The following is a 24,133-nucleotide window of genomic DNA, read 5'->3' as shown; positions in this document are numbered from 1 at the left end:
AAGCGGCGGCGCGGCGCCGCGAACTGACCCTCACAAGGGTCGGGTTGGGCGTATCATTTTGCGTGACATGGCAGCCAAGGCCTATCCGAACGCCAGGAGCAGCGGATGCACGCAACAGAAGCCGCGCCGGCCACGAGCCCGCCCCTCTTCCTCGCCACCAAGGTTTCTCCCCCGCGTCTGCCCGCCGGTCTGATCGACCGGCCGCGCCTCATCGCGCTCGCCGACAAGGCGGAATCCAGACGGCTCACGGTCATCAAGGCGCCCGCCGGGTTCGGCAAGACATCGCTGGCGCTCACATGGCTCAAACGTTTGACCGGGAGCGGCGCGGCCGTCGCGTGGCTTTCGCTCGATTCCGACGACGACGAACCCGCGCACTTCTTTCATCATCTCGCGCAGGCCTTGCGCAACGCGTGCCCGACCGTCGGCGCGTCGGCGATCAGCCTGACGACGGAAGCGTCGCTCCTGCCAGCCCAGCTAATCGGCTCGACACTGATCAACGAACTGGTCGAAGTCGACGATGAGATCTGGCTGTTCATCGACGACTATCACCTGATCAGCGTCGCCGCGATTCACGACGCAATGGCGTACTTCATCGCGAACATGCCTTCGAATACGCATGTCGTGCTCTGCACCCGCACGGATCCGCCGCTGCCGCTCGCGCAACTGAGGGCGAAAAACGAACTGCTGGAAGTCGACGTTGCCGCGCTGCGTTTCAACATCGACGAAACGCGGCGCTTCGTCGAACGCGAATGTCCTGGCGGACTGCACGCGGGGCGCATCAATTCGCTGTTCGAGCGTACCGAGGGCTGGGCGGCCGCGCTGCGCATTTCGGCGTCGGTGCTCGCGCGTGACGAAGGCAAAGCCGTTGATGCCATCAGCCCGCCGTCGGGCTCATCGCGGCCGTTCGCCGCGTACCTCGAAGACATGCTCCGGCACCTGCCGAACGAGATGGTCGGGTTCATGCTCCGCACGTCGATACTCGAGCGCCTGTGCGCGCCGCTGTGCGATGCCGTCATGAGCATGGAGAGCGAACCGGGCATGCTCGAAGCGATCTCCACGCGCCAGCTTCTGCTCGAACCGCTCGATATCGAAGGACACTGGTTTCGCTATCACCATCTGATGGGCGAATATCTTCGGCGGCGGCTCGACACCCAGCATCGCGGCGAAGTGGCCGACCTGCATCGCCGCGCCTGCCGTTGGTACGCCGGACAGGAACAATGGACGGACGCAGTGAAGCACGCGATCGCCGCGGGCGACACGGAACACGCGGTGTCGCTGATGGGCCATTGCGCGATGACGCTCGTCACGAAAGGCGATCTGCTCACGCTGCTCGGCTGGCAACGCCAGTTTCCGGCGCAACTGATGCGCGGGCAGGTCAAGATCACGCTCGCGATCGCATGGGGCATGGCGCTCGCGATGCGTTTCGACGAAGCACTCACGATGCTCGATGCCATCGAGCATGACGCGGGCGCTGACACGAGCGAAACCGCCGCCAACATCCGCTGGGAATGCCAGGCGATCCGCTCGGTGATCGCTGGCCTCCAGGACGATGCGCCCCGCGCGCTTGGGATTGCGCAAACCTGTCTCGAACATCCGTCCACCGATAGCTGGACCACCAACGTCGCGTCGAACGTCGTGCGCTTCGGTCACTGGAAAGCGGGCAACCTTGGCGCGCTGTACGCGACGCCGTGGATTCCCTATTCGATCGAGGAAGACCAGCGCAATGTGTTCGCGTCCGTCTACCGGCTGTGCCTGCTCGGTCACGCCGAGATGCAGCAGATGCATTTCGTGCTCGCCGAACGCTACTTCAATGAATCGATCCGGCTCGCCGAGCGGCATTCGGGTCCGAAGTCGATTGCGGCTGCGCTGTGCACGCCGATGATCGCGCAGATCTGGTACGAGCAGGGACGGCTCGACGAAGCCGAAGCACTGCTCGTCGATCTGATGCCGGTGATCGACCTCGCCGTGCTGCTCGACAGCACGTTCTTTGCGTACCGCGTGCTCGTGCGGATCGCCATTGCGCGGGGGAATTTCGAGCATGCGTACGCGCTGCTCGATCATGCGCAGACGCTCGGATACATGCGTCGCTGGGACCGGATGATCGCGGGCGTTCACGTCGAGCGCGGCCGTCTCTTTTTGCGCGAAGGCAGGATCGCGGAAGCAGCCGCCTGTGTCGCGCAACTCGAACAACTGGCGGATGCGCGCGCTGCCGCGTCGAAACCCGTCTCGCCGGAAATCGACACCTTCCGCGCGATTGCCGTTGCCTCGCTGGCGATGGCGCAGAACCGCACCGACGAAGCCGTCGCGTCGATCACGTCCGCGATTCGCAGCGTGGAAAGCCGTCATAACGACTATCTCGCGCTGCGACTGCGCACAGTGCTCGCGCTCGTCTGGCTGCGCGCGAATGAACAGGCTCGCGCCGTCGAGGTCTTTCGCGACGTGCTCAATGCGAATCACGACATCTATCGCTCGATCATCGATCAAGGCCCGGCAATCGGCCCGCTGCTGCAAGCAGTGCGCGACGACACGCGCTCGACGCCGACGGCGAAAGAAAGCATCGCGTACATCGACCGGTTGCTGGATGGCTGGCGCGCATTGCACGAACCGGGCGCTAAACCGGACAGCGACGCCGTGCGCGAACCGTTGAGCGCAAGAGAACGCAGCATCATCGAACTGATTGCGCAGGGGCAATCCAACAAGGAAGTCGCACGCACACTCGGCATCTCACCCGAGACGGTCAAGACCTACGTGAAGAATATCTTCGTGAAGCTGAACGTCGACAAGCGGGCGCAAGCCGTTGCACGCGCTCAGGCGTTGGGACTGGTCTAGTCAAGCGATCAGCGTTGCGGCGTGAATCAGCACGCCGACCATCCCGCCGACGAGCGTGCCGTTGATCCGCACATATTGCAGGTCGCGGCCGATCTGCACTTCGATCTTGCGGCTCACTTCTTCTGCGTTCCAGCTTTTGACGACCTCGGTAATCAACGCGGAAAACAGATGCCGATAGCGCATGACGAGTTCATGCGCGAGCGCGATCCACCAGGCGTTGAGCTTGCGCTGAACCAATGGCTCACGATCGATGCGCGTGCCTAAAGCCGCCAGCGCATGCGAGAGCGTGTTGCGCACGGCAGACTGTTCGTGGCCAAGATCGTCGACGACGCGTGTACGCAGCCAGTCGAGCAGCGCGCGATGCCCGCCAGCACGCCGCAGATGGCGAATGCAGTCGCGCAGCAACGACTTGCCGTACCGGCGATGCACCACTGACGTCCGCAACTGCCCGATCAGCGTCTGCAAGGCTTCGTCGAACTGACGGCGCAGCGCGTGGTCCGGGCTCGCCGCCACTTCATGCAGCAGCGCGAGCATGCCCTCGATGAGCTTGCGCACGATATAGGCATCGAGCGGCGCGGGCGTGTATTTCGACGCCTCGCTGAACTTGGCGCGAATCAGATCGGCGTTCGACGTCAGCCACTTCTCGAGCGCGACGAGCCCATGATCGAGCAACGGCCGATGCCGCTCGCCTTGCGTGAGCAGATCGAGCGCGTCACCCGCCACACGCGCGATATCGAGCGTGCGCAAACGCGGCGCAACGATGTGATCGAAGAACCATGCAAGGTCCGCTTCGCTCATATCGTCGAGCAGTCCCGCGAGCGAATCCCCGATTACGTCCGTGAGGCCACGGCTGTTTTCCGGTTGCGCGAGCCAGCGCGCGAGCGACTGCGCCGCATTGTGGCCACGCAATCTGCCGACAATCAGTTCCGGCTGCAGAAAATGTTCGTCGATAAAGCTGCCGAGGCTTTCCGCGATGCGCGGCTGGTTGTGCGGAATGATCGCGGTATGCGGCAGCCGCACACCCAGCGGATGACGAAACAGCGCGACGACGGCGTACCAGTCCGCGATCGCGCCCGCCATTGCTGCTTCGGCAAACGCGCGCGGCCATGCGAGCCATGCGTGCCCGCCCTGCCACATGAGACACGCCAGCAGCAGCATGCTCATTAACAGCAGCAATGCCGTTGCTGTCCGGCGCATCCGGTTCAGTCCGTGCGCCTTGCCTTCGTCGCGCACGTTGAACGCTGCCCGGTGAGCGCCATCGCCGCTGCTGGGGAAGAAACTCAACCCGCCTCCTGGCGCAGAAACCTGCGCACCACAGGCGCGACTTCTTCCGCGCGAGAAACAAGAAACAGGTGACCGTCGTCGATCACATACAGCGTCGCGTTGCGAATCCGCGCGGCGAGAATCCTCGCGTTGGTCAGCGGCACGATCGGGTCGTCACTGCCGTGCATGACGAGCGTCGGCTGACGCAACGCGCCGAGCCACGGCAGACTCGTCCAGCCTGAAGCGGCGAGCAACTGATACAGATAACCGCGTCCGCGCGGCGGCTGGATATGCTGGCTATGCGCCTTGAGCAGCGACGGGTCTCGACGGTATGCGCCGCCGTAAATGTCCGCGCCGACTTCCTGCATATACGCGGGATCGGTATAGCGGCGCGGGCCGATCATCTTCGACAACACCGACAGCTTCGCCGGCACCATCAGCACGCCTGGCGACGTCGCCGCAAGAATCAGCCGCCGGCAGCGTCGCGGATACAGCCGTGCGAACTGCTGTGCAAGCGCGCCGCCCCATGAAACGCCGAGCACATCGACTTCGCCATGATGACCGAGGTGTGTGAGCAACTTGTCGGTCAGCACGGACAAGGTCGAAAAGCGATACGGCATGACAGGCGCTGGCGAACCGCCGACACCCGGCACGTCGAAGATGATCACGCTCACATCATCGAGCGCGGCGACGAACGGTGCCACCAGTTCGAGATTCGCGCCGATGCCGTTGAAGATCAGCAGCGGCGGCGACGCATCGCTGCCCGGCCACGTTGCGACACGCAAGGTCTGGCCATCCAGATCGATCGTCTGGATGTGCATGCTGCAGGCAGACTCAGGGCTCATGTGCATTTCTGTTCTCCCAATGTTCTTATGGATTCGGGCATTGCATTCGATGCGCCAGCGTGCCGCACGCGCTGTGCAGTGTTACTTCTTCTTCGATTGCAGCAGCGCCTTCAGCTCTTCGACATGCTCGGCGACACGCTTGGTCACGACGGCGACGCTATCCGACTGTGCGCGATACGCGGTATCCGCAAGCTCCTGCATATCGACGAGCGTTTTATGCAGCGTCTGCTTCACCGTCTCGCCGACGCCGGCAAGCGACTGGCCGCCCGGCTGCGTGACGCGCACGACGAACGCCTGCAATTCGCCGAGCGTCGAGCGCAACATGTCCGACTGCTTCTGCGCCAGCGACTGCACGCCGGCCAGCGCCGTCGTGTTGGCTTCGGCGATCGCTTCGATATCCTTGCGGCGCGAGTCGAGCAGCGCGCTCGTATCGAAGCCCGGAAATTTGAACTGGCCGATGAGCTTCGTGTAGTCGGTGAACATGCCGTTAGCGTTGTTTGCATTTTTCGTGCTGGTCGATTCCATCATCGTGACTCCGTAGGTACCGCGTTTAAGAAAAGAGTGAATGTCATGCTTCCACGACGTAAGTCCCCGGCGCCTTCACGCCTGCGGGATGCCGCGTGCTGCCGATACAAGCGGGCGCAGGACGCCGTTCGCCCGAACGTTCGGCAAGCCATGTGCGCCAGTTGTCCCACCACGAGTCTTTCTCGGGTTTGGCAGCGGCGAGCCAGGAGTCGGCATCGGCGGCCAGTTCGGGATTGAGGAAGAACTTCGCTTTCGGATTGCCCGGCGGATTGATCAGGCTCTGAATGTGCCCGGCCGAACTCAGCACGAAGCGCGTATCGCCACCGAAAATGCGCGCCGTGTTGTACACGCCTTTCCACGGCGTGATGTGATCCGTCATCCCCGCCACCACGTATTTGTCACAGGTCACGTCGGACAGGTCGAATGGTGTGCCCAGGACCGTCAACGCGCGTGGCTTGCTGAACAGGTTGCCCGTGAAGATGTCGAGCAGCTGCCCATGCATACGCGCGGGCAAGCGGGTCGCGTCGTTGTTCCAGTAGAGGATGTCGAACGCGGGCGGCGCCTTGCCGAGCAGATAGTTGTTTACCCAGTAGTTCCAGACAAGATCGTTGGGCCGCATCCATGCGAACACACGGCCCATTTCCTCGCCCGCCAGCACGCCCTTCGAGATGCTGTTCTGCTTCGCGGCCGCAATCGCTTCGGGCGTCGCGAACAGACCCAGTTGCGAATCCGCCGTGTTGTCGAGCACGGCAACCATCAGTGTCGATGCATGCACGCGCTTGTCGCCGTTACTCGCGAGATGGCCGAGCAGCGCGGAGATCGTCATCGCGCCCGAACATGCCCCGTGCAGGTTCACGTCTTCGCTGCCCGTGATCTCGCACACCGCCGCGATGGCTTCGAGCAGCGCGGCAACGTAGGTATCGAGATCCCAGTGGCTTTGCTCCACCGTCGGATTGCGCCAGCTGACGACGAACGTCTGGAATTCGTTCTTCACCAGATAGTCGACAATGCTCTTGCCTTCCGACAGATCGAACACATAGAACTTGTTGATCTGCGGCGGCACGATCAGTTGCGGGCGTGCATAGACATGTTCCGTTGCGGGTGCGTACTGGATCAGTTCCAGCACATCATTGCGAAACACCACCGCGCCTGGCGACGTGCCGAGATTCTCGCCAACCTTGAATGCGGTCTTGTCCACCTGTGCGGGCATGCCCTGGTTTTGCAGCATGTCCGTCACGAGATTGCGCACGCCGCCGAGCAGGCTCGCGCCGCCCGAGTCGATCACTTTCTTGAGCGCCGCCGGATTGCCGAGCAGCGTGTTGGTGGGCGACATGGCATCGGTGAAGAGCGACAGCACGAACTGCGCGCGCTCCTTGGTTCGTGCATCGAGCGCGGAGCGGTCGACGAATCCCGTCATCGCGTTGCGCCAGGCCACATAGCCCTGCATCGCCATCCGGTACATCGAGTTGTCCTGCCATGCGGGATCGCTGAAGCGCTTGTCGCCCTGCGGCGGCTTGCTGTCCGCGCTGCCGCCGAGCACCGCCATCAGATCGCGCACCAACGCCGCTTCCTGCTCGACCACCAGCGTCGGCTGACGCAGTGCCTGCGCGCCGATCTGCTGCACGGTGGCCAGAATATCGCGCGGGCGCAGCCCGACGAACGGGTTCGGTCCCAGCATGCCGTCGGCAGCCGATGCCGCGAGATCGTCCGGCTGCGTGCCTTGCGTTGCGCTCATTTCAGTTGTTGCCATCTTCGACTCCGTCTCCATCCACGTCTTGTTGTTCAGGCCACCAGCATCGCCAGCGATTCGGCGATCAACGCCGGTTTCTCTTCGCCTTCGATCTGCAATTCGTTCATCGTCTTGATGACGATTCGTCCACCGTCCTTGTGTTCCGCCGACATCAGCGTCACGCGGCTGCGAACACGCGCGCCGGCCTTGACGGGCGTCATGAAGCGCACCTTGTCGAGCCCGTAGTTCAGCCCTGCCTTCGCGTCCGCGGGAATCAGCCCCAGTTCGATTGCGAGCGCCGCCAGCAGCGACAGCGTCAGATAACCGTGCGCGATCGTGCCGCCGAACGGACTCTCGCGTTTCGCGCGCTCGACGTCGGTGTGAATCCATTGCCGGTCGCCCGTGCAGGCAGCGAACGCGTCGATACGCGCCTGATCGACGACGACCCAGTCCGACACGCCCAGTTCGCGGCCAATGAAGCTGTCGATCGTGGCGATGCTGTATCCGTTGATGCTCATCGTTGCTTGCTCCTTAAGAGGGATCGGGTCAGGCGAACTGTTCGCGCAACCACTTCTTGTTCGTCTTGCCGACACTCGTCTTCTGCAATGCATCGACGAAGCGGACGACCTGAGGCACCGCGTACTTCGAGATTTGCCCTGTCTTGCTGAAGCCGAGCACGTGCTGCTTGACGTCGTCTTCGCTCAACTGCACGTCTTCCTTCAGCACCACGAGCGCGACGGGACGCTCGCCCCACTTGTCGTCCTTGATGCCGATTACCGCGACCTCTGCAACACCCGGATGCAGCGAGATCAGGCTTTCGATTTCGAGCGAAGAAATCCACTCGCCGCCCGACTTGATGACGTCCTTGATGCGATCGGTGATCTGCACGTTGCCGGTCGTATCGATGTTCGCGATGTCTTGCGTATGCAGATAGCCGCCCGCCCATAGCTGCGCGGACGCTTCCGGGTTGTTCAGATAGCCCTGCGTAAGCCATGGCGTGCGCACGACGATCTCGCCGTAGGCCTTGCCGTCGTGCGCGACGTCTTCCATGTTTTCGTTGACGATGCGCAAATCGACGAGCGGTACGGGATAACCGGTCTTGCAGCGCAGGCGCACTTCTTCATCGAGACCGAGCGGCTCCGTGTGCAGCGGCAGTTGCGCAAGACTCAGCACCGGGCACGTTTCGGACATGCCGTAACCCACGAACACATCGATGCCCCGATCGAGCGCGGCGCGCGCGAGACCATGCGGCAGCGCGCCGCCACCGATCACGATCTTCCATTGGCTGAAGTCGATATGCTTCGCTTCGTCACACGAAAGCAGCATGTGCAAAATCGTGCTGACGCAGTGCGAGAACGTGACGCCTTCGTCGCGCACCAGTTGCGCGAGACGCTCGGGCACATAACGGCCCGGATAGACCTGCTTCACGCCGAGCACCGTCGCGATGTAAGGCATGCCCCATGCGTGCACATGGAACATCGGCGTGAGCGGCATATAGACGTCGCCGCGATGAAAGCGCTGGCCCGATACCGGGCTCGCCAGCGCGCCCATCAGCGTAATGGTGTGCAGCACCAGCTGACGATGCGAGAAGTAGACGCCCTTCGGCAAGCCCGTCGTGCCCGTCGTGTAGAACGTGGTGGCGCGGGTGTTCTCGTCGAAGTCGGGAAAGTCGTAGGTGGTCGCGCTCGCGGCGAGCATCGCCTCGTATTCCGTCGCAAATGGAATCGTATGCGCGCTTGCGTCGCTGCCTGGTTCATCGATCCAGATGAACGTGCGGACCGTTTCGAGCTGATCCTTGATCGCTTCCACAACCGGCAGAAAGTCCGTATGAACCAGCAGCACTTCTGCGCCCGCATGGTTGATCGTGTAGGCGATTTCGGCCTGCGACAGCCGCACATTCACTGTCTGAAGCACCGCGCCCATCATCGGCACCGCGAAGTACGATTCCAGATAGCGATGGCTGTCCCAGTCCATCACGGCGACCGTCGCGCCGTGGCGCACGCCCAGATCGTGCAGGCCGTTCGCGAGCCGCGCGATGCGCTCGCGCAGCGTCGTATAGGTCATCCGCAACTCGCCGCGGTAAACAATTTCCTGATCCGCCGCCTGGATGAAGGTCGTGTGCAGCAACTGCTTGATCAGCAGCGGATAGGCGTACGGGGATGGCGTCGAGTGATGGCCGGCGTCCTGCATCGATGTCTCCTGAAGTCTTGGGATGAACCGGGCTCGCACAGGGCCGTCAGGGCGTGTCGTGCGCGGTGCATCCGGGGTGAGACCATGATCGATTTGTTCGGCGGGAAGCAATATCCCCTAAACGGGGGAGTCCCACGCGGCGGCCGCCTGGACACAATACGGCTTGAGGAATGCAGGAAGGAAAGTGCTGAAAGAAACGGTGTTAGCTTACGTGGAGCCTACGGTCAGGTGGGAGTACCAGCGCTGGCCGCACGCAGCCGTTCGAGGTCGAGAATCTGGATTTCGCCGAATTTCAGGCTGATGATCTGCTGGCTTTCGAGGCTTTTGAGCAACTGGTTCGTGGTCTGGCGCGACAGCGAGACCATCGATGCAAGGCTGTCCTGCGAAAGCCGGATTTTGCTCTGCATTGCGTTGAGGCCGTCGTAGCCTTCGGCGATCAGCAGCAGACGGCTGGCGACGCGTTGCGCCGCCGGCTGCAGCGCCAGCGACTCGGTGCTCTTGAACGAGAGCCTCAAACGCTGCGCCATCAGCAGCGCGAAATCGCGCCAGTAGCGCGGCGAGGCATCGAGCAGATTTTGCAGCGCGGCTTCGGGCACATGCAGGAAGAGTGAACGGCTGACGGCAATGGCGTCGTGCGGACGCGGCAAGCCGTCGAACATCGAGATTTCGCCGACCCACGCAGTGGGCCCCAGCACGGCAAGCAGCGATTCCTTGCCGTCGATACCAACCGTGCCGATCGACAGCGCGCCTTCGAGTACGGCATACAAGCCATAAGAAGGATCGCCGTATCGATACAGCAGTTGGCCTTTTTCGAGCCGCAGCAGCGTGGCGTGGCTCATCAGGTAGTCCTGCAGTTCGACGGGCAGGCCGCGAAACCATGGCGTCGATTCGAGTTGAGGACGATAGTGAAGCAGCCTGGAATCCATGCCCATCCCGACGTGTCGGCTATGCGACAGATTTTACGCGGGATTGCCGACATCATGCGTTCACGGCATTGGCCGCCAGCGCAGTCAGACGCGCTGTTTTCAGACGCACGAACCATTGATCAAGGAGTCTCGCCGTGAGCTCAACGGATGTCAGCCTGAAGCACGCAGTATCGCCCGCCGAATGGGAAGCACGAGTCAATCTTGCGGCGGCGTATCGCCTCGTCGCGCTATTCGGCTGGGACGACCTCGTGTTCACGCATATTTCGGCACGCGTGCCCGGTCCGGAACACCATTTCCTCATCAACCCGTACGGGATGATGTTCGACGAGATCACCGCGTCGTCGCTGGTCAAGATCGATCGGGACGGCCGCAAGGTGTCCGATTCGCCGTTCGACGTGAACCCCGCCGGCTTCAATATTCACAGCGCCGTGCATGCAGCGCGCGAAGATGCCCTCTGCGTGATGCACACGCATTCGGTCAACGGCGTCGCCGTGTCGGCGCAGGAAGCGGGCTTGCTGCCGCTGTCGCAGCAATCGCTGGTGGTGCTCGCGTCGCTCGGCTATCACGACTACGAAGGCATCGCGCTCAACGAAGAAGAGAAGCCCCGACTCGTGCGCGATCTCGGCAGCAACACGTATCTGATGCTGCGCAATCATGGTCTGCTGACTGCGGGCGCGACGCCTGCCGACGCGTTCGTCGCGATGTACTTCTTCGAGGCCGCCTGCATGATCCAGGTTCGCGCACAGGCGGGCTGCGGGAAGCTGCTGCCGGTCGCGCAGCCGATTCTCGACGGCATTGCGAAGCAGGCAGCGCATGCGACGCGCGGCGTGAGCGCGGGACAGCTTGCATGGCCCGGCCTGCTGCGGCGGCTCGACCGGCGCAACCCCGGCTATGCGGACTGAGCGCATAGCAACCCATTGAAAGAAGCGATGCGGGAACTGGGCGGCAGCAACATGACGAGCCGTGTCTGCCGCCCAGCGCATCGAACGTAGCGACAAGCGGCTCGATCGAGATAACGCATGGCGAAGATTTTTATCTATGGCGCGGGTTCCATTGGCTGCTACGTGGGCGGACGGCTGCTCGCCGGTGGCAGCGACGTGACGTTCATCGCGCGCGAACGCGTTGGCAAGCAATTGCGCGAGCACGGGCTGACGCTGTCGCAGTTCGGCGAGCGCCAGTGGTACGTGCCCTCCGAACACATCGACGTATCGGCGGATTACACGACGGCGGCTCACGCGGATCTGGTGCTTGTCACCGTCAAGTCCGCGGCGACACCGACGGTTGCTGCAGAACTGGCTGGCGTGCTGCGCCCTGGCACCGTCGTGGTCAGCTTCCAGAACGGCGTCGGCAATGCCGATATCCTGCGCGCCGCGCTGCCGAACCAGACCGTGCTCGAAGGGATGGTGCCGTTCAATGTCATCGAACGCGGGCCGGGTGCTTATCATCAGGGATCGGGTGGCGAACTGGAAGTCAGAAGCGCGCCCGGCTTGCAGCCGTTCGTCGATGACTTCGCAAGTGCAGAACTGCCGCTGCAACAACATGCCGACATGCTCCCCGTGCAGTGGGCCAAACTGCTGCTCAACCTGAACAATGCGATCAACGCATTGTCGAACCGGCCCTTGAAAGAAGAGCTATCGCAGCGCGCGTATCGACGCAGCCTCGCGATGGCGCAAGCGGAAACGCTCGCGCTGCTCGCACGCGCCGGCATCCGCCCGGCGCGTCTGACGCCCATTCCGCCCGCGTGGATGCCGCGCTTCCTCAGCATGCCCGACGCCTGGTTCGCACGTCTCGCACGCGCGATGCTGACCATCGACCCGCTCGCGCGCTCGTCGATGTCCGACGATCTCGCAGCGGAACGCGCGACCGAAGTCGACTGGATCAACGGTGAAGTCGTGAAGCTCGCTCATCGCCTCGGGCTCAATGCGCCCGTCAATGCGCGCCTCTGCCAGCTCGTGCACGAAGCCGAGCAAAGCGCTGCGCGTCCGTCGTGGACGGGTGACGCGCTATTGGCCGAACTGCGCGCTGCTGCGCGTGGCGCGTCCGCGAATAGCCAACGCGTGCCCGCCTGACAGGCGCATTCAGGCGCATTCGCGCGGATCGATCCCTATGGCGCTCCTGACCGATACCTCCGAAGCAATGCGGACCAACCTGTGGTTCCGTGCTTTGCCTGCTGCCGGGCAAGAGGCGCTCATGCGCCATTGCGAAACGGTGACGCTGCATGCGGGCGAGTATCTGTTCCGGCGCGGCGATGCGCCGAATGGCTTCTTCGGGCTCAAGTGCGGCAAGCTGAAAGCCTGCACGCTGCGCGAAGACGGCAAGGAAGCGATTCTCGCCGTGATCGAAGCGGGCAACTGGTTTGGACAGACTTCGATGACCAGCCGCCAGCCACGCCTGCGCGATGTCGTCGCGCTCGAACGCTCGACCCTGTTCGTCGTCAGAGCCCAGGCATTCGACGAATTGATGAACAACCAGGCGTTCTTCCGCGCGATTGCGGAGTTGCAGGTCATCCATATGAACTGGCTGTATCGCATGGTTGAAGATGCGACCTTGCATTCCACACGGGCACGCATTGCCCGCCGCCTGCTGCTGCTCGCATCGGGGGACGTGACGATGCTGTCGCAGAGCCGCCCCGACGTCGCCGTCTCGCACGACACGCTGGCGATGATGCTCGGCATCACGCGCCAGACGCTCTCGCTGGAACTCAAGGCGATGGCCGAGCAAGGCGCGATTGTCCTCCGGTACGGCCGCATCGAAATCTGCTCGAAGGACGTGCTTTCCTCTTTCCAGGAAAGCCGTTGATCGCTGGCTTCATGCGCTAGAACGTGTGCCGCAAGCCGACCATGACGCCCAGCTGCGTCGTGCCGAACGCCGAACTCACTGCGCTGATGCCCTGGAATTGCGCGCCCACCATGCCGCCACGATACAGCGAGTAGTCGGCTTCCACGTACGTATCCGTGCGCTTGGACAGGTTGTAGTCCGCTACCAGCTGGAACTGCGTCGCGTTGCCGTCGGCGGGCTGCGTTTTGCCCGTCTGGATCGTGCGCCACACGTTGGCCGACAGATGGGTCGCATCGCCCACGAGTTGCGACACGCCGCCGAAATACATCTTGCGCGAACTGAACGTGTTGAACTTCAGCGCAGTCAACCCCGGTGCGCTGAACGGACCATTCGGGAAGTTGCCGACGAATCCATCGTCCTGCCGGTTCACAGCCCAGCCGGCCATGACCGTCGTGCTGCCGAAGCTGTACGAACCGCCCGCTGTCCATGATTTCAGATGCGCGGATGAGTTCACCGCATCGCGCGAATCGAGGTAGGCGGCCGCCAGGCGCAACGGCGCGCCGGGCAGATAGATCAGCGACGCGCCGATCTGACTGCCCGAGCCGAACGCACCCGCATTGCCGCCGAACGCATACGACACTTCCGCAGTGAGGTACTGCCAGCGCGCCGCGTACTTGACCATGTTGCTGGTCCACACGCCCTGCGCCATCATGACTTCCGGACGGAACTGATAGAAAGTCGGCAGCCAGGGGTTCGTGATGTAAGCGCTCAACACCGCATCGGAAAGCGGGTTGATCTGCCGGCCCATCGTCAGTTTGCCGAAGGTGCTCGATTGCAAACCGACGAATGCCGTATTGAAGAACGGATAGGCGGGATCGATCACGCCTGAGTTCGGGAAGAAGCGATCTTCGAGTTCGAAGACGACCTTGTTACCGCCGCCGATATCCTCCGTTCCCTTGAATCCGAACAGACTTTCGGTTGCGCCGCCATTACCGAGTCGAACGGCTGAATCACCCTGTGGATTTGCGTGCGTCGTATAGCGAATACCCGTATCGACAACACCGTAAAACGTCACTAGCGACTGCGCACTCGCCGGAACCGACGACAACGTCGCCGTTGAAATCACGCCTGCCACCAGTCCGCTTCTGCGAGCGGTTTTGCCCAGCATTCTCCTGACCTTCTTCATACCTCGTCTCCAACCATTTTGATTTTGTCGTACAGCCAGACAGATGAGCAGTCCGATGACGATTGCCGCCACCAAACTCACTGCTCTCAGGCTCGGCGCCACACCCATACGTTGCCCGGAAAAAATCGGCGGAACTGCCAGAAAATTTACATTTCGCCGCCGCCAAAATAATCGGATAGCGAACGCAAACTGGCTGGATAGTCCGCCCGCCCCTTTCGGTATTCAATCCATCCATCGACATTGAAGCGATGAAACGGAGGGGCACACACCATGAGCGAAAAGCGCAGCGCATCCGAATGGAGCGAGTTTGTCAGCGGCTGTCTGGACTTCCGGCCGACGGAAGGCGTCTACCGGATTGCACGCGAGATGTTCACTGAACCCGAACTCTTCTCACTGGAGATGGAGTACATCTTCGAGAAGGCATGGATCTACGCGTGCCACGAGAGCGAGATTCCCAACAGGAACGACTATCTGACGATGCGCGCAGGCCGTCAGCCGCTGATCATTTCGCGCGACGGCAATGGCAACCTGAACGCGATGATCAACGCGTGCCAGCATCGCGGCGCGACGCTCACGCGGATGAGCAAAGGCAATCAGTCGACTTTCACGTGCCCGTTTCATGCGTGGTGCTACAAGAACGATGGGCGCCTGGTCAAGGTCAAGGCGCCGGGCGAGTACTGCGACGACTTCGACAAGTCGGTGCGCGGCCTGAAAAAGGCCCGCATTTCGAGCTACAAGGGCTTTGTTTTCGTCAGCCTCGATGTGGATGGCACCGACACGCTGGAAGACTATCTCGGCGATGCGCGCATTTTCTTCGACATGATGGTCGCGCAATCGCCCACAGGCGAACTCGAAGTGTTGCCGGGCCGCTCGAGCTACACGTTCGACGGCAACTGGAAGCTGCAGAACGAAAACGGTCTGGACGGCTATCACGTCAGCACGGTCCACTACAACTACGTCGCGACCGTCAAGCATCGGCAGGAGACGAACAGCCAGAATGGCGACACGAACAGCACGCTCGACTACAGCAAGCTCGGCGCGGGCGACGCCGATACCGACGACGGCTGGTTCGCATTCAGGAACGGCCACAGCGTGCTCTTCAGCGACATGCCTAACCCGGAAGTGAGGCCTGGTTATGCGAGCGTGATGCCGCGTCTCGTCGAAGCGTATGGACAGCAGAAAGCCGAATGGATGATGCATCGGCTGCGCAATCTGAACGTCTATCCGAGCCTCTTCTTCATGGATCAGATCAGCTCGCAATTGCGCATCGTGCGGCCTGTTGCATGGAACAAGACTGAAATCATCAGCCAATGTATTGGCGTCAAGGGCGAATCGGATAAAGACCGCGAAAGCCGCATCCGCCAGTTCGAAGACTTCTTCAACGTGTCGGGCATGGGTACGCCGGACGATCTCGTCGAGTTCCGCGAACAGCAGCGCGGCTTTCAGGCGCGGCTCGAACGCTGGAGCGACGTTTCGCGCGGCAATCACAAGTGGGAATCGGGTTCGACTGCGAATGCCGACCTGCTCGGCATCCAGCCCGCGATGACAGGAACCGAAATGACGCACGAAGGCCTGTACGTGAACCAGCACGGAACGTGGCGCGACACCATTCTCAAAGGCCTGGCGAAGTCCGGCGACGTTCAGGGAGAGCAAGCATGAGCCAGCTTCAGCATTCGGTCGAACAGTTTCTTTACCTGAAGTCGGATCTGTGCGACCGCCAGCAATGGGACGAGTACCTCGAACTGTTCGATCCGCAAAGCGTATTTCATGTGCCGCAATGGGATTCGGAGCATGTGTACACGAAAGACCCGGCGCGTGAAATGTCGCTGATCTATTACACGGATCGCGCCGGACTCGAAGACCGCGTGTTTCGCCTGCGGACAGGCAAGTCGGCGGCATCGACGCCGCTGCCCCGCACGATGCATCAGATCAGCAATGTGCGTCTGACCGAAAAGGCCGATGCGCGGATCGAAGCGGCCGTGAACTGGTCGACGTTGTACACCCGCCAGGGCACGACCGATTACTTCTACGGCCGCGCGGTTTATGACCTGCATGCGTCGGGAGATAGCTGGAAAATCGCGCGCAAACACGTGCTTCTGCTGAACGACACCATCAATGCGGTGTTGGACTTCTATCATCTGTAACCGGGAGCACGGCCATGACGCATAAGGTCGCGTTGAACTTTTCCGACGGCAAAACCGCTTTCTTCGACGTGCATGCAAACGAGTTGCTACTCGACGCAGCATTACGCAACGGCGTGAAGATTCCGCTCGACTGCCGCGAAGGTGTGTGCGGCACCTGCCAGGGACGCTGCGAATCGGGTACGTATACGCAGGACTACGTCGATGAAGAGACGCTGAGCGAGGATGATCTCGCGCAACGCAAGGTACTGTCGTGCCAGACGCGCGTTCAGTCAGACGCGTCGTTCTACTTCGATTTCGATTCGAGCCTGTGTCAGAGCGGCGGCACGCGCATGGTGTCCGCGCGCGTCGAGGCAGTCGAACTCGTGTCCGAAACGACGGCGATCCTGCGCATCGATGCAAGCGCGCATGAAAAGCGGATCGATTTTCTTCCTGGGCAATATGCACGCGTGAAAGTGCCTGGCACCGATCAGTGGCGCTCGTACTCGTTCGCGAATCATCCGAACGATCAGAACAAGCTGCAATTCCTCATTCGCCTTCTGCCCGATGGCGCGATGAGCAATTACCTGCGCGACCGGTGTGCGGCAGGTGATGAGATCGAGTTCGAGGCACCGTTGGGCGCGTTCTATCTTCGACAAATAGAGCGTCCGCTCGTGATGGTTGCGGGTGGTACGGGTTTGTCGGCGTTTCTCGGCATGCTCGACGATATGTCGGAAAAGAAAAGCGCCAGCCATGCCGTGCAACTCTATTACGGTGTAACCAACGCGCGCGATCTGTGCGAACTGGAACGCCTGAACGGCTACGGCACGAAGATCGACGCTTTCACGCTTGAAACCGTCGTGATGAATCCCGCTGCAGAATGGAATGGGAAAACCGGTCTGATACCGGAGCATTTCGACCGCTCGTTTCTGGAGTCGAACGGATTCGATATGTACGTGTGCGGGCCGCCGCCGATGGTCGAAGCGATCAAGACGTGGCTCAATGAACAGCGCATTCAGGACTATCGGCTGTTCTATGAGAAGTTCGGCGAGAGCAACACGCGATAAACGCTTGCATGGCTGCGTACCGGCACGCCATGCAGTCTAGCGCTTGCCCGCAGGCTTGCTTGCGGCGCGCTTCAAGGTATCGGACGGCGACTCGCCGAACAGCGCCTTGTACTCCGTCGAAAAGCGTCCCAGATGCGATATGCCCCAACTCATCGCAGCCGATGAGATATTGCGCACTGAGCCGTCTTCGAGAATCTCACGCCGCACGCATTCGAGCCGATACTTTCGGACGTAGCCCATCGGCGCGCAGCCGAAGTGCTGCTTGAATCCCTCGAACAGCTTGAATCGCGACACACCCGCAGCGCGCTCGATGTCTTCGAGCGTGAGCGGTTCACGTGCATTGTCGTGAATGAATTGACGGGCTCTCGTCAGATAATGCGGCGGCGTCGGTGCCGACTTGCTGGCCAACTGTTCCGAGTAGTTGTGCGGCTGTGAAAGCAGCAGGCCTTTGAGCAGCGTCAGTTCAAATTCACTCGACAGATAGAACTGCGCCAACTGCGGCCCTGCCCGCTCCATTTCACTTATCAGAAACTTGACCATTCGCCACCACGCGGCCTGGTCGCCCGTCACGGCGTCCATGTCCGGCTGAAATACGATGGGTGCGTCGACGGGCCGTTGCAGCATGGCCTGCAATACCTGTTGCAACGCAGAACGGGGGATCGCGAGATGAATCTTCCGACAGTTCCCTGCTATGTCGAGATCTTGCGATTCCTGCGGGCTGACGATCAACCCGCGGTCCTGGTCCGACACCCACAGCTTTCCTTGTGCCGCCAGTTCCTGCTGGCCGATCACGGGCAAACTCACGCTATAGCAGTTCAGCGGGCTGTCGCCGTTGACGGCGACGGTCACATCCGTTCCGTATTCGACATAGCCGACTGTGGTGGACATCGAGCGCAGCACGGTGCCGGACTGATGAAACTTCAGCCGTTCGGGACGGGTGACGCGCAGGCCATGAGGGCCGCATATGGAAGCCATCCAGTCGCGCGCGCCATCCATGTCGCTGAGCGCGGCCTGGATATCGCGGTAACCTTGCTCCGATATAACCGGCATTTTTATGAATGACCTGCTGAATAGCCGCTCGCCGGATAACGGCTAGCGGGCGCGAGAATGGGGATTGATGTCGATTCCCGTAAGACTACATCAAGCGTTACCGATGCGCAGGTGAACAAAAATGCCCGTGCGGTGCACGCTGGAGCGTGCACCCGAAGCGGGTCAGAATTTCTGTTGCAGGCCGACCATGACACCGAGCTGATTCATGCCAACACCAACGGATCCGCCGGCCGCAACCGCGTTCGCAGCCTGCGCACTGTTGAACATATACCCGACTGAGGTGTACACCATGGTGCGCTTCGAAAACAGGTAGTTGGCCCGACCGACCAGCAAGGTGGAGTTCGCATCCTTCTTGCTGTCCGCGCTGCGCTGAAGATAGCGCACACCTTGCGCGTCGAAGAATAGCGCCGGCGTCGCATAGTACGTCGCGCCCGCAAAGAAAATATCCGTCTGCAGATGGGTCGCCGTCGCGAGATTGTTTCTGATCCAGCCGAAGCCTATTTTCGCGGAGCCGAACACGACGTAACCGTCGACGACGTTGTGCGTATCGGTATAGGCACTGCTGTTCAATGGCGCCGTTGCACCTGTGCCGCCGCGAAGCACGTCGTATGACGCTGCGAAACCGAAGCTCGCGCCGTCGTAAGCGAGCAGCGCGGTGTATTGCCGGCACGCAAGCATATTGCCCGGCACCTGCCCCGGACAGTTGGTTGCGCCCGGACCCGCCGGTCCCGCGGCATCACGCCCAAAACTGTAGGTGCCGCCAATCGTGAATCCGTGGAATTTGCCCATGTAGCCGATCGCATTGTCGCTGCGTGCGTTCGGCAAATAGGAATCGAAAACGCTTAGCGAGTGAATCGACGGGCCAATGACATCCGCGTTCATCAGCGCGTACATCGTCATGCCCAATTGCCGGCCGAGCGTGATCGCACCATAGTCGCTGCTGATGCCCACATTCGCCTGAATACCGAAGAGACGGCCGCCGTAGTTCAACATGCCGTTGCTGGGTTGAAATCCATTCTCCAGTACGAAAAAGGTCTTGAAACCATTGCCAATATCTTCGGAACCTCTGAGGCCCCAGCGGGATGGCAATCGTCCCGTCAGTGAAGCCATTCCGATCGTCGACCCGCCTTTGGCAGTCGCATGGTTGTAATACGATAGACCCGTATCGACGATCCCATACAGCGTGACGGTGCTCTGGCCGTGGGCGAGCCCCGTCGCAGCGGCCAGAAGCGCCGCGCTCCATCTCATCTTCATGACGAACCTGTCTCCGGTTTCTCGTGGTATCCGCGTCGCCAACCGTTTGTTGTTCTATTTCGAATGAGCCGTTGGAACGCGATACCCGAGTTTGATTTTCTGTGGCCTCTGTATTTCTCAGTGCTCCGCGGTATTCACGTTGTTTGTAACGACGTGAATCAGATCCGCGAAATGCATCGTCGGCTTTTGCGTGCCGTCGTAGACCGGCCATTGCGGCAGATCGTTTCCATTTGGATTGCCCGACTCGACAAAGTTGAGAACATATTCCTGAATGCGTGTCGACAGGGCACGGGCAGCTGACATGTCGAGCCCGGCCAGCATCGGCGCCTCGACCCAGTTTTCGAAGTTGCCGAACAGGAAAGGCAGCTCGAAGCAGTGACACGCGCCAACCGCATCCTGAGGCGATGGATAGTCGAACTGATAGGCAAACACGTTGCTGCCGGACGATTGCAGCGTCGCCGCGAATCCGGTCGATGGCAGCCTGATCAGCTTGTCAGAACCCAGATCGACGAGCGCCGTGTACGGCCGGCCATCGATGCGGCGCTTCACCGCCCGCTCGTAGCGTTGCTTGCCCTGCTCGCCAAATTCGTCGGTGTACTTCTTCAGCGCCTGCTGGTACGTTGCACTGACAAGCGACGGATTGCTCGCGAAGAAACTCCCCGCTTCCTCACGCGTCCAGCCGATCATCAGCGGCTTGCCCGCGAAGTTGCGCGCCGCCTGCTCACCCGGATTGGCTGGCACGACGTCGTCGCTGACCGGGCGGAACAGGACGGGAACCTCCGCGTAGACGCTTTGCTCACGCAACATTTCAGTCTGCAACGCCAGAATGCGTTCGACAGGCATGGTCCGCAACGCTTCGCCCGACGGTTCGATACCGGCGATCCTGCAGAACTGCTCGGCCAACGTCTGCGCGGTCTCTGGCATGAGTGGCGGCAGCCCCGGATAACTCATCATGATGCCGGCCTTGAAGAGCGAGTTCGTCGACTCCATCGCGGCTAGCAGTTGAGTGAACCAGGCACCCGCTGATTGTCCTGCGACGACGATCGCATCCGGATCACCGCCGAAGTTCGCAATGTTCGATTTGACCCATTGCAGAGCCAGTTCCAGATCGCGAACGGCGAGGTTTCCCGCAGAGACGCCTTTCATATACAGGTTGCCAAGCAGACCGAGCCGATAGTTCACGGTCACGACAATGGCCTGCCTGCTCCTTGCGAGTTCGTCACCGAAATAGCATGGGAGCGAACCGCCGCCCGTCAGGAATCCACCGCCATGAATCCAGAAAATGACGGGAAGATTTCCGGTGAGTGAAGGCGTAAAGACATTCAGGCGAAACGCATCTTCCGATAATTCGACGCCTCTGCAGGTCGGCCCCATGACGAAGTCGAGCCGGCTCGCCAGTTGCGGAAAAACAGGTCCTGCCCGCGTGCAATCCCGCTCACCATCCCATGTGGGCGACGCGATCGCCGGAAGGAACCGGCCTGCATTGGCAGCATAGGGAATATCGAAGAATGTGTGGATACCGTCATTCAGACTGCCTTTGAGGGCGCCCTGGGCGCAATGCGCTTTTGTCGTTTCGTCCATCAGGTTGACTCACTTTGACTTTCAGAAATAAGTAAGGGGATGTCGCATTGCGCATCGCCTTGCAGCGCGATATCCCGTCGCTCTCCCCGTTTCTCCGGATATTCAATGCCTATCCGGCCACGTATGGTGTCCTGCATCGGAAGCGATAATCGCGTACGCGGAATGGAAATAAAACGGAAAGATTCGACTTCACCCTTGAAGAAAATTCATGCCCCCGACACCATGACTTCAATGCAGCAGCGTCTAAAACTCCGCCACATTTCGGTGGTCCTCGAAATCGCGCGATGCGGGAGTTTGCAAAAGGCAGCGGAGGCACTGGCCGTGGGCCAGTCCGCGATATCGAAGGCGCTGGCAGAAGTGGAGGCCATCGCAGAAGCGCAACTGTTCGAACGCACGCCATCGGGCATGCGGCCGACGGTCTATGGCGAGGCGCTCGTGCGTCACGGCTATCTGATCGCGAGCGACGTGCAACGGGCCGAAGCAGAACTCGACGCCTTGCGCAGCGGCGATATCGGAACGCTGTCCCTCGGGATATTCTTTCCGCTCAACTGGTGGGAAGCACTTGCCGACTGCATCGCCGACTTTCGCGCCGCATCGCCGAAAATTCGTTTGAGCGTGCGTGAAGAATCGATGGAGACCTTGCTTGAACTGCTCGATCAGGATCTCGTCGATATCGTGATCGGTCGCCTTGCGAGCGGTTACGGAAGCGACCAGTATGCGCAGGCTTTGCTGCGCGAAGATCATCCGCATTTTGTCGCACGTGAAGGGCATCCGCTCACCCAGGGCCCCGTGACGCTCGAAGACCTGTTGGGCTTCCCCTGGGTGTTGCCCGAACAACCGAATATCATCCGTCAACAGCTCGAGTTCGCAGTGCGTGACATGGGCCTGCGTTCGGGAGCCGACGTCATGTCGTCGCAAGTGTCTCCGCTGACTTTCCGCCTCGCGAGCAAAAGCGACACACTCGTTCTTGTGTCGCAATGCATCGCGGAAGAACTGCGCGCGTTATATGGACTGAAGCCGGTACTGTGTAACTTGCCGCTTCATCTCGGTCCGCTCGTCGCCGTCACACGAAGCGACAAACCTGTCAACCGGGCAGCGACGGCGTTCATGCAGAAGTTGAAAAACGCGATGACCGCGTCGGGCACTGCGAGTATGTAAGGAAAACGGACCCGGCACGCGGCGTCTGTTCGACGCGCGTGCCGCTTCCCGCTTCAGTGCGCCCCGGCCGCCGCGTCGCTCGAACCGCCAGCCTTGCCGGGCTTCGTGATCCAGATCAGCGGAATGATGATGATCATGACAATCGCCGCGCCATAGAACACATCGTTCAATCCCATCATGGCCGCCTGCGTTTGCACCGTGTGGTCGAACAGCGCATACGATGCCTGCTTGCCGAGACCGAGCAGCGAGTGATACGCATCGAGTTGCTGGTTGAAGATCGGGTTGGTCGGGCCCGACTGCTGCGTCAGGATTTCATGATGAAAGATCGTGCGGTTATTCCAGATCACATTCGCAATCGATGTGCCGATCCCGCCGAAGAACATCCGTCCAAAGGTAGACAGACCCGCTGCCGCAGGCACCTTTTCGGGCGGCTGTCCCGACAGGATGATCACCGTCAGCGGCGCAAAGAACAGCGCCATCGGAATGCCTTGCAGCAGCGTCGGCAGAATGATGTAGCCTTCGCTGAGGTCCGTGTAGAAGAACGAGCGCATGTAGTACACGATCGCAAAGCCGATAAACGCAAACGTACCGATAATGCGTGCGTCGGAACGCGGCAGGATCTTGCCCATGATCGGCGCGCCGATCACCGCGAAAATACCAAGCGGTGCCGTTGCGAGCCCTGCATCGACGGCCCGGTAGCCGAGGTACTCCTGCATCCACTGCGGCAGCAATACGAGTGTCCCGAAGAAGATCGCATACGCGACCGCAATGGAAACCGTTCCACCCAGAAAATTGCGCTGCTTGAACAGCGTCAGGTCGACAATCGGATTCTTGTCCGTCAGTTCCCACACGATAAAGAGTGCGAGCCCGACCGCAGCGACAATGGTGAGAACGACGATCGTCGTCGACGAGAACCAGTCGAGATCCTTGCCTTTATCCAGCATCACCTGCAACGCCGCGACCCACACGATCAGCAGCAACAGGCCCACTATATCCACGGGTATCTTCTTCGACGGCGTATCGCGATGCCGGTAGAGCATCCACACCATGCCCGCCGCGAACAATCCCACAGGAATGTTGATGTAGAAAATCCACGACCAGCTATAGCTGTCGGTGACCCATCCGCCGAGCGCGGGACCGACGATCGGCCCTGTCACGACGATCATCGAGAACAGCGACAGCGCCAATGATGACTTGCTCTTCGGCCACGAACTCAGCAACAAGGCCTGCGACATCGGAATGAGCGGGCCGGCCACGGCGCCTTGCAATATCCGGGCGGCAAGCAGCACGGGCAAGGAAGGCGCGATGCCGCACAGCCACGACGCGATCACGAACAGCAGGATCGAGCCGACGAAAAGCCGGACCTGTCCAAGGCGTTGCGTGAGCCAGCCGGTCAGCGGTATCGCCACCGAGTTCGCCGCGGCAAACACGGTAATGACCCAGGTGCCTTCATCGACGGAAACGCCGAGATTGCCTGAGATAGTTGGAATCGCAACGTTCGCGATCGACGAATCGAGCACGGTCATGAATCCGGCCAGACCGACGACGAACGAGCCTAAGGCAAGCTTCGCTCCCGTCAGCGGCGGATGAGTTAGTTGGGGGGTGGTCATGGTGATCCAGCCTTCGTGAATA

Annotated in this window: 20 protein-coding genes; 8 read left to right on the top strand and 12 right to left on the bottom strand. The window is 61.0% G+C overall.

Annotated features, from left to right (window positions below):
* Positions 1 to 105 precede the first annotated feature (105 nt).
* Complete coding sequence (locus tag G3O01_RS13945; RefSeq protein WP_205805581.1) at positions 106 to 2,829, top strand: LuxR C-terminal-related transcriptional regulator; 2,724 nt, start codon at positions 106 to 108, stop codon at positions 2,827 to 2,829.
* On the opposite strand, the gene G3O01_RS13940 is transcribed toward G3O01_RS13945, so the two are convergent.
* The 7 genes from G3O01_RS13940 to G3O01_RS13910 all read right to left on the bottom strand — a co-directional run bounded on the left by G3O01_RS13940 (position 2,830) and on the right by G3O01_RS13910 (position 10,307).
* Positions 2,830 to 4,113 (bottom strand): DUF445 domain-containing protein, encoded by a 1,284-nt coding sequence (locus tag G3O01_RS13940; protein ID WP_205805580.1) that lies wholly within the window; start codon positions 4,111 to 4,113, stop codon positions 2,830 to 2,832.
* Entirely contained in the window at positions 4,110 to 4,943 is an 834-nt protein-coding gene (gene phaZ / locus G3O01_RS13935) for a poly(3-hydroxyalkanoate) depolymerase (protein WP_205805579.1), read from the bottom strand. Before phaZ ends, G3O01_RS13940 begins: the two co-directional genes overlap by 4 nt.
* A gap of 75 nt (positions 4,944 to 5,018) precedes the next feature.
* Positions 5,019 to 5,462, bottom strand: a complete 444-nt coding sequence (locus G3O01_RS13930; protein WP_205805727.1) for a phasin family protein — start codon at positions 5,460 to 5,462, stop codon at positions 5,019 to 5,021.
* A 43-nt stretch (positions 5,463 to 5,505) separates the two neighbouring features.
* Positions 5,506 to 7,197, bottom strand: coding sequence for an alpha/beta fold hydrolase (locus tag G3O01_RS13925; protein WP_205805726.1), 1,692 nt, complete (start codon positions 7,195 to 7,197; stop codon positions 5,506 to 5,508).
* 47 nt (positions 7,198 to 7,244) lie between these two features.
* Positions 7,245 to 7,709, bottom strand: coding sequence for a MaoC family dehydratase (locus G3O01_RS13920; RefSeq protein ID WP_205805578.1), 465 nt, complete (start codon positions 7,707 to 7,709; stop codon positions 7,245 to 7,247).
* A 28-nt stretch (positions 7,710 to 7,737) separates the two neighbouring features.
* Positions 7,738 to 9,381, bottom strand: a complete 1,644-nt coding sequence (locus G3O01_RS13915) for a fatty acid--CoA ligase (protein ID WP_205805577.1) — start codon at positions 9,379 to 9,381, stop codon at positions 7,738 to 7,740.
* 224 nt (positions 9,382 to 9,605) lie between these two features.
* Complete coding sequence (locus tag G3O01_RS13910; RefSeq protein WP_205805575.1) at positions 9,606 to 10,307, bottom strand: Crp/Fnr family transcriptional regulator; 702 nt, start codon at positions 10,305 to 10,307, stop codon at positions 9,606 to 9,608.
* A 134-nt stretch (positions 10,308 to 10,441) separates the two neighbouring features.
* Between G3O01_RS13910 and G3O01_RS13905 the strand changes: the two genes are divergently transcribed.
* The 3 genes from G3O01_RS13905 (at position 10,442) to G3O01_RS13895 (ending at position 13,106) form a co-directional block, all read left to right on the top strand.
* On the top strand, positions 10,442 to 11,209 hold the full coding sequence (locus tag G3O01_RS13905; RefSeq protein WP_205805574.1) for a class II aldolase/adducin family protein: 768 nt from the start codon (positions 10,442 to 10,444) through the stop codon (positions 11,207 to 11,209).
* Positions 11,210 to 11,326: 117 nt separating this feature from the next.
* Complete coding sequence (locus G3O01_RS13900; protein WP_205805573.1) at positions 11,327 to 12,376, top strand: 2-dehydropantoate 2-reductase; 1,050 nt, start codon at positions 11,327 to 11,329, stop codon at positions 12,374 to 12,376.
* A gap of 37 nt (positions 12,377 to 12,413) precedes the next feature.
* On the top strand, positions 12,414 to 13,106 hold the full coding sequence (locus tag G3O01_RS13895; protein WP_241023926.1) for a Crp/Fnr family transcriptional regulator: 693 nt from the start codon (positions 12,414 to 12,416) through the stop codon (positions 13,104 to 13,106).
* A gap of 16 nt (positions 13,107 to 13,122) precedes the next feature.
* On the opposite strand, the gene G3O01_RS13890 is transcribed toward G3O01_RS13895, so the two are convergent.
* Positions 13,123 to 14,271, bottom strand: a complete 1,149-nt coding sequence (locus tag G3O01_RS13890; RefSeq protein ID WP_241023925.1) for a porin — start codon at positions 14,269 to 14,271, stop codon at positions 13,123 to 13,125.
* Positions 14,272 to 14,541: 270 nt separating this feature from the next.
* Between G3O01_RS13890 and antA the strand changes: the two genes are divergently transcribed.
* From antA to antC, 3 genes are read left to right on the top strand one after another with little or no spacing between them, the layout of a single operon-like run.
* Complete coding sequence (gene antA / locus G3O01_RS13885; RefSeq protein WP_205805572.1) at positions 14,542 to 15,930, top strand: anthranilate 1,2-dioxygenase large subunit; 1,389 nt, start codon at positions 14,542 to 14,544, stop codon at positions 15,928 to 15,930.
* On the top strand, positions 15,927 to 16,415 hold the full coding sequence (gene antB, locus G3O01_RS13880) for an anthranilate 1,2-dioxygenase small subunit (RefSeq protein ID WP_205805571.1): 489 nt from the start codon (positions 15,927 to 15,929) through the stop codon (positions 16,413 to 16,415). The genes antA and antB overlap by 4 nt, the downstream gene beginning before the upstream one ends.
* Before the next feature lie 14 nt (positions 16,416 to 16,429).
* On the top strand, positions 16,430 to 17,458 hold the full coding sequence (gene antC / locus G3O01_RS13875) for an anthranilate 1,2-dioxygenase electron transfer component AntC (protein WP_205805570.1): 1,029 nt from the start codon (positions 16,430 to 16,432) through the stop codon (positions 17,456 to 17,458).
* A gap of 36 nt (positions 17,459 to 17,494) precedes the next feature.
* Here the strand turns inward: antC and G3O01_RS13870 are convergent, their stop codons facing one another.
* The 3 genes from G3O01_RS13870 to G3O01_RS13860 all read right to left on the bottom strand — a co-directional run bounded on the left by G3O01_RS13870 (position 17,495) and on the right by G3O01_RS13860 (position 21,343).
* Complete coding sequence (locus G3O01_RS13870) at positions 17,495 to 18,508, bottom strand: AraC family transcriptional regulator (RefSeq protein ID WP_205805569.1); 1,014 nt, start codon at positions 18,506 to 18,508, stop codon at positions 17,495 to 17,497.
* Positions 18,509 to 18,670: 162 nt separating this feature from the next.
* The gene (locus G3O01_RS13865) at positions 18,671 to 19,762 is read right to left on the bottom strand and encodes a porin (RefSeq protein ID WP_205805568.1); all 1,092 of its coding nucleotides are present in this window, start codon (positions 19,760 to 19,762) and stop codon (positions 18,671 to 18,673) included.
* Positions 19,763 to 19,879: 117 nt separating this feature from the next.
* Positions 19,880 to 21,343, bottom strand: a complete 1,464-nt coding sequence (locus G3O01_RS13860) for a carboxylesterase family protein (protein WP_205805566.1) — start codon at positions 21,341 to 21,343, stop codon at positions 19,880 to 19,882.
* A 39-nt stretch (positions 21,344 to 21,382) separates the two neighbouring features.
* Between G3O01_RS13860 and G3O01_RS13855 the strand changes: the two genes are divergently transcribed.
* Entirely contained in the window at positions 21,383 to 22,501 is a 1,119-nt protein-coding gene (locus tag G3O01_RS13855) for a LysR family transcriptional regulator (protein WP_346779181.1), read from the top strand.
* 53 nt (positions 22,502 to 22,554) lie between these two features.
* Here the strand turns inward: G3O01_RS13855 and G3O01_RS13850 are convergent, their stop codons facing one another.
* A complete protein-coding gene (locus G3O01_RS13850; protein WP_205805562.1) occupies positions 22,555 to 24,111 on the bottom strand; it encodes a DHA2 family efflux MFS transporter permease subunit in 1,557 nt (518 codons plus the stop codon).
* Between the last annotated feature and the right edge of the window lie 22 nt (positions 24,112 to 24,133).

This window comes from Burkholderia sp. Ac-20365, assembly GCF_017104715.1.
Classification (GTDB): Bacteria; Pseudomonadota; Gammaproteobacteria; order Burkholderiales; family Burkholderiaceae; genus Paraburkholderia.
This window is presented reverse-complemented; position numbering and strand designations above follow the sequence as displayed.

What these genes read in the sequence shown, in the direction of transcription:
- G3O01_RS13945 (WP_205805581.1), top strand. Translation starts at nt 106, where the DNA reads ATGCACGCAACAGAAGCCGCGCCGGCCACGAGCCCGCCCCTCTTCCTC.
- phaZ (WP_205805579.1), bottom strand. Translation starts at nt 4,943, where the DNA reads ATGCACATGAGCCCTGAGTCTGCCTGCAGCATGCACATCCAGACGATC.
- G3O01_RS13930 (WP_205805727.1), bottom strand. Translation starts at nt 5,462, where the DNA reads ATGGAATCGACCAGCACGAAAAATGCAAACAACGCTAACGGCATGTTC.
- G3O01_RS13925 (WP_205805726.1), bottom strand. Translation starts at nt 7,197, where the DNA reads ATGAGCGCAACGCAAGGCACGCAGCCGGACGATCTCGCGGCATCGGCT.
- G3O01_RS13920 (WP_205805578.1), bottom strand. Translation starts at nt 7,709, where the DNA reads ATGAGCATCAACGGATACAGCATCGCCACGATCGACAGCTTCATTGGC.
- G3O01_RS13915 (WP_205805577.1), bottom strand. Translation starts at nt 9,381, where the DNA reads ATGCAGGACGCCGGCCATCACTCGACGCCATCCCCGTACGCCTATCCG.
- G3O01_RS13910 (WP_205805575.1), bottom strand. Translation starts at nt 10,307, where the DNA reads ATGGATTCCAGGCTGCTTCACTATCGTCCTCAACTCGAATCGACGCCA.
- G3O01_RS13900 (WP_205805573.1), top strand. Translation starts at nt 11,327, where the DNA reads ATGGCGAAGATTTTTATCTATGGCGCGGGTTCCATTGGCTGCTACGTG.
- G3O01_RS13895 (WP_241023926.1), top strand. Translation starts at nt 12,414, where the DNA reads ATGGCGCTCCTGACCGATACCTCCGAAGCAATGCGGACCAACCTGTGG.
- G3O01_RS13890 (WP_241023925.1), bottom strand. Translation starts at nt 14,271, where the DNA reads ATGAAGAAGGTCAGGAGAATGCTGGGCAAAACCGCTCGCAGAAGCGGA.
- antA (WP_205805572.1), top strand. Translation starts at nt 14,542, where the DNA reads ATGAGCGAAAAGCGCAGCGCATCCGAATGGAGCGAGTTTGTCAGCGGC.
- antB (WP_205805571.1), top strand. Translation starts at nt 15,927, where the DNA reads ATGAGCCAGCTTCAGCATTCGGTCGAACAGTTTCTTTACCTGAAGTCG.
- antC (WP_205805570.1), top strand. Translation starts at nt 16,430, where the DNA reads ATGACGCATAAGGTCGCGTTGAACTTTTCCGACGGCAAAACCGCTTTC.
- G3O01_RS13870 (WP_205805569.1), bottom strand. Translation starts at nt 18,508, where the DNA reads ATGCCGGTTATATCGGAGCAAGGTTACCGCGATATCCAGGCCGCGCTC.
- G3O01_RS13865 (WP_205805568.1), bottom strand. Translation starts at nt 19,762, where the DNA reads ATGAAGATGAGATGGAGCGCGGCGCTTCTGGCCGCTGCGACGGGGCTC.
- G3O01_RS13860 (WP_205805566.1), bottom strand. Translation starts at nt 21,343, where the DNA reads ATGGACGAAACGACAAAAGCGCATTGCGCCCAGGGCGCCCTCAAAGGC.
- G3O01_RS13855 (WP_346779181.1), top strand. Translation starts at nt 21,383, where the DNA reads ATGTCGCATTGCGCATCGCCTTGCAGCGCGATATCCCGTCGCTCTCCC.
- G3O01_RS13850 (WP_205805562.1), bottom strand. Translation starts at nt 24,111, where the DNA reads ATGACCACCCCCCAACTAACTCATCCGCCGCTGACGGGAGCGAAGCTT.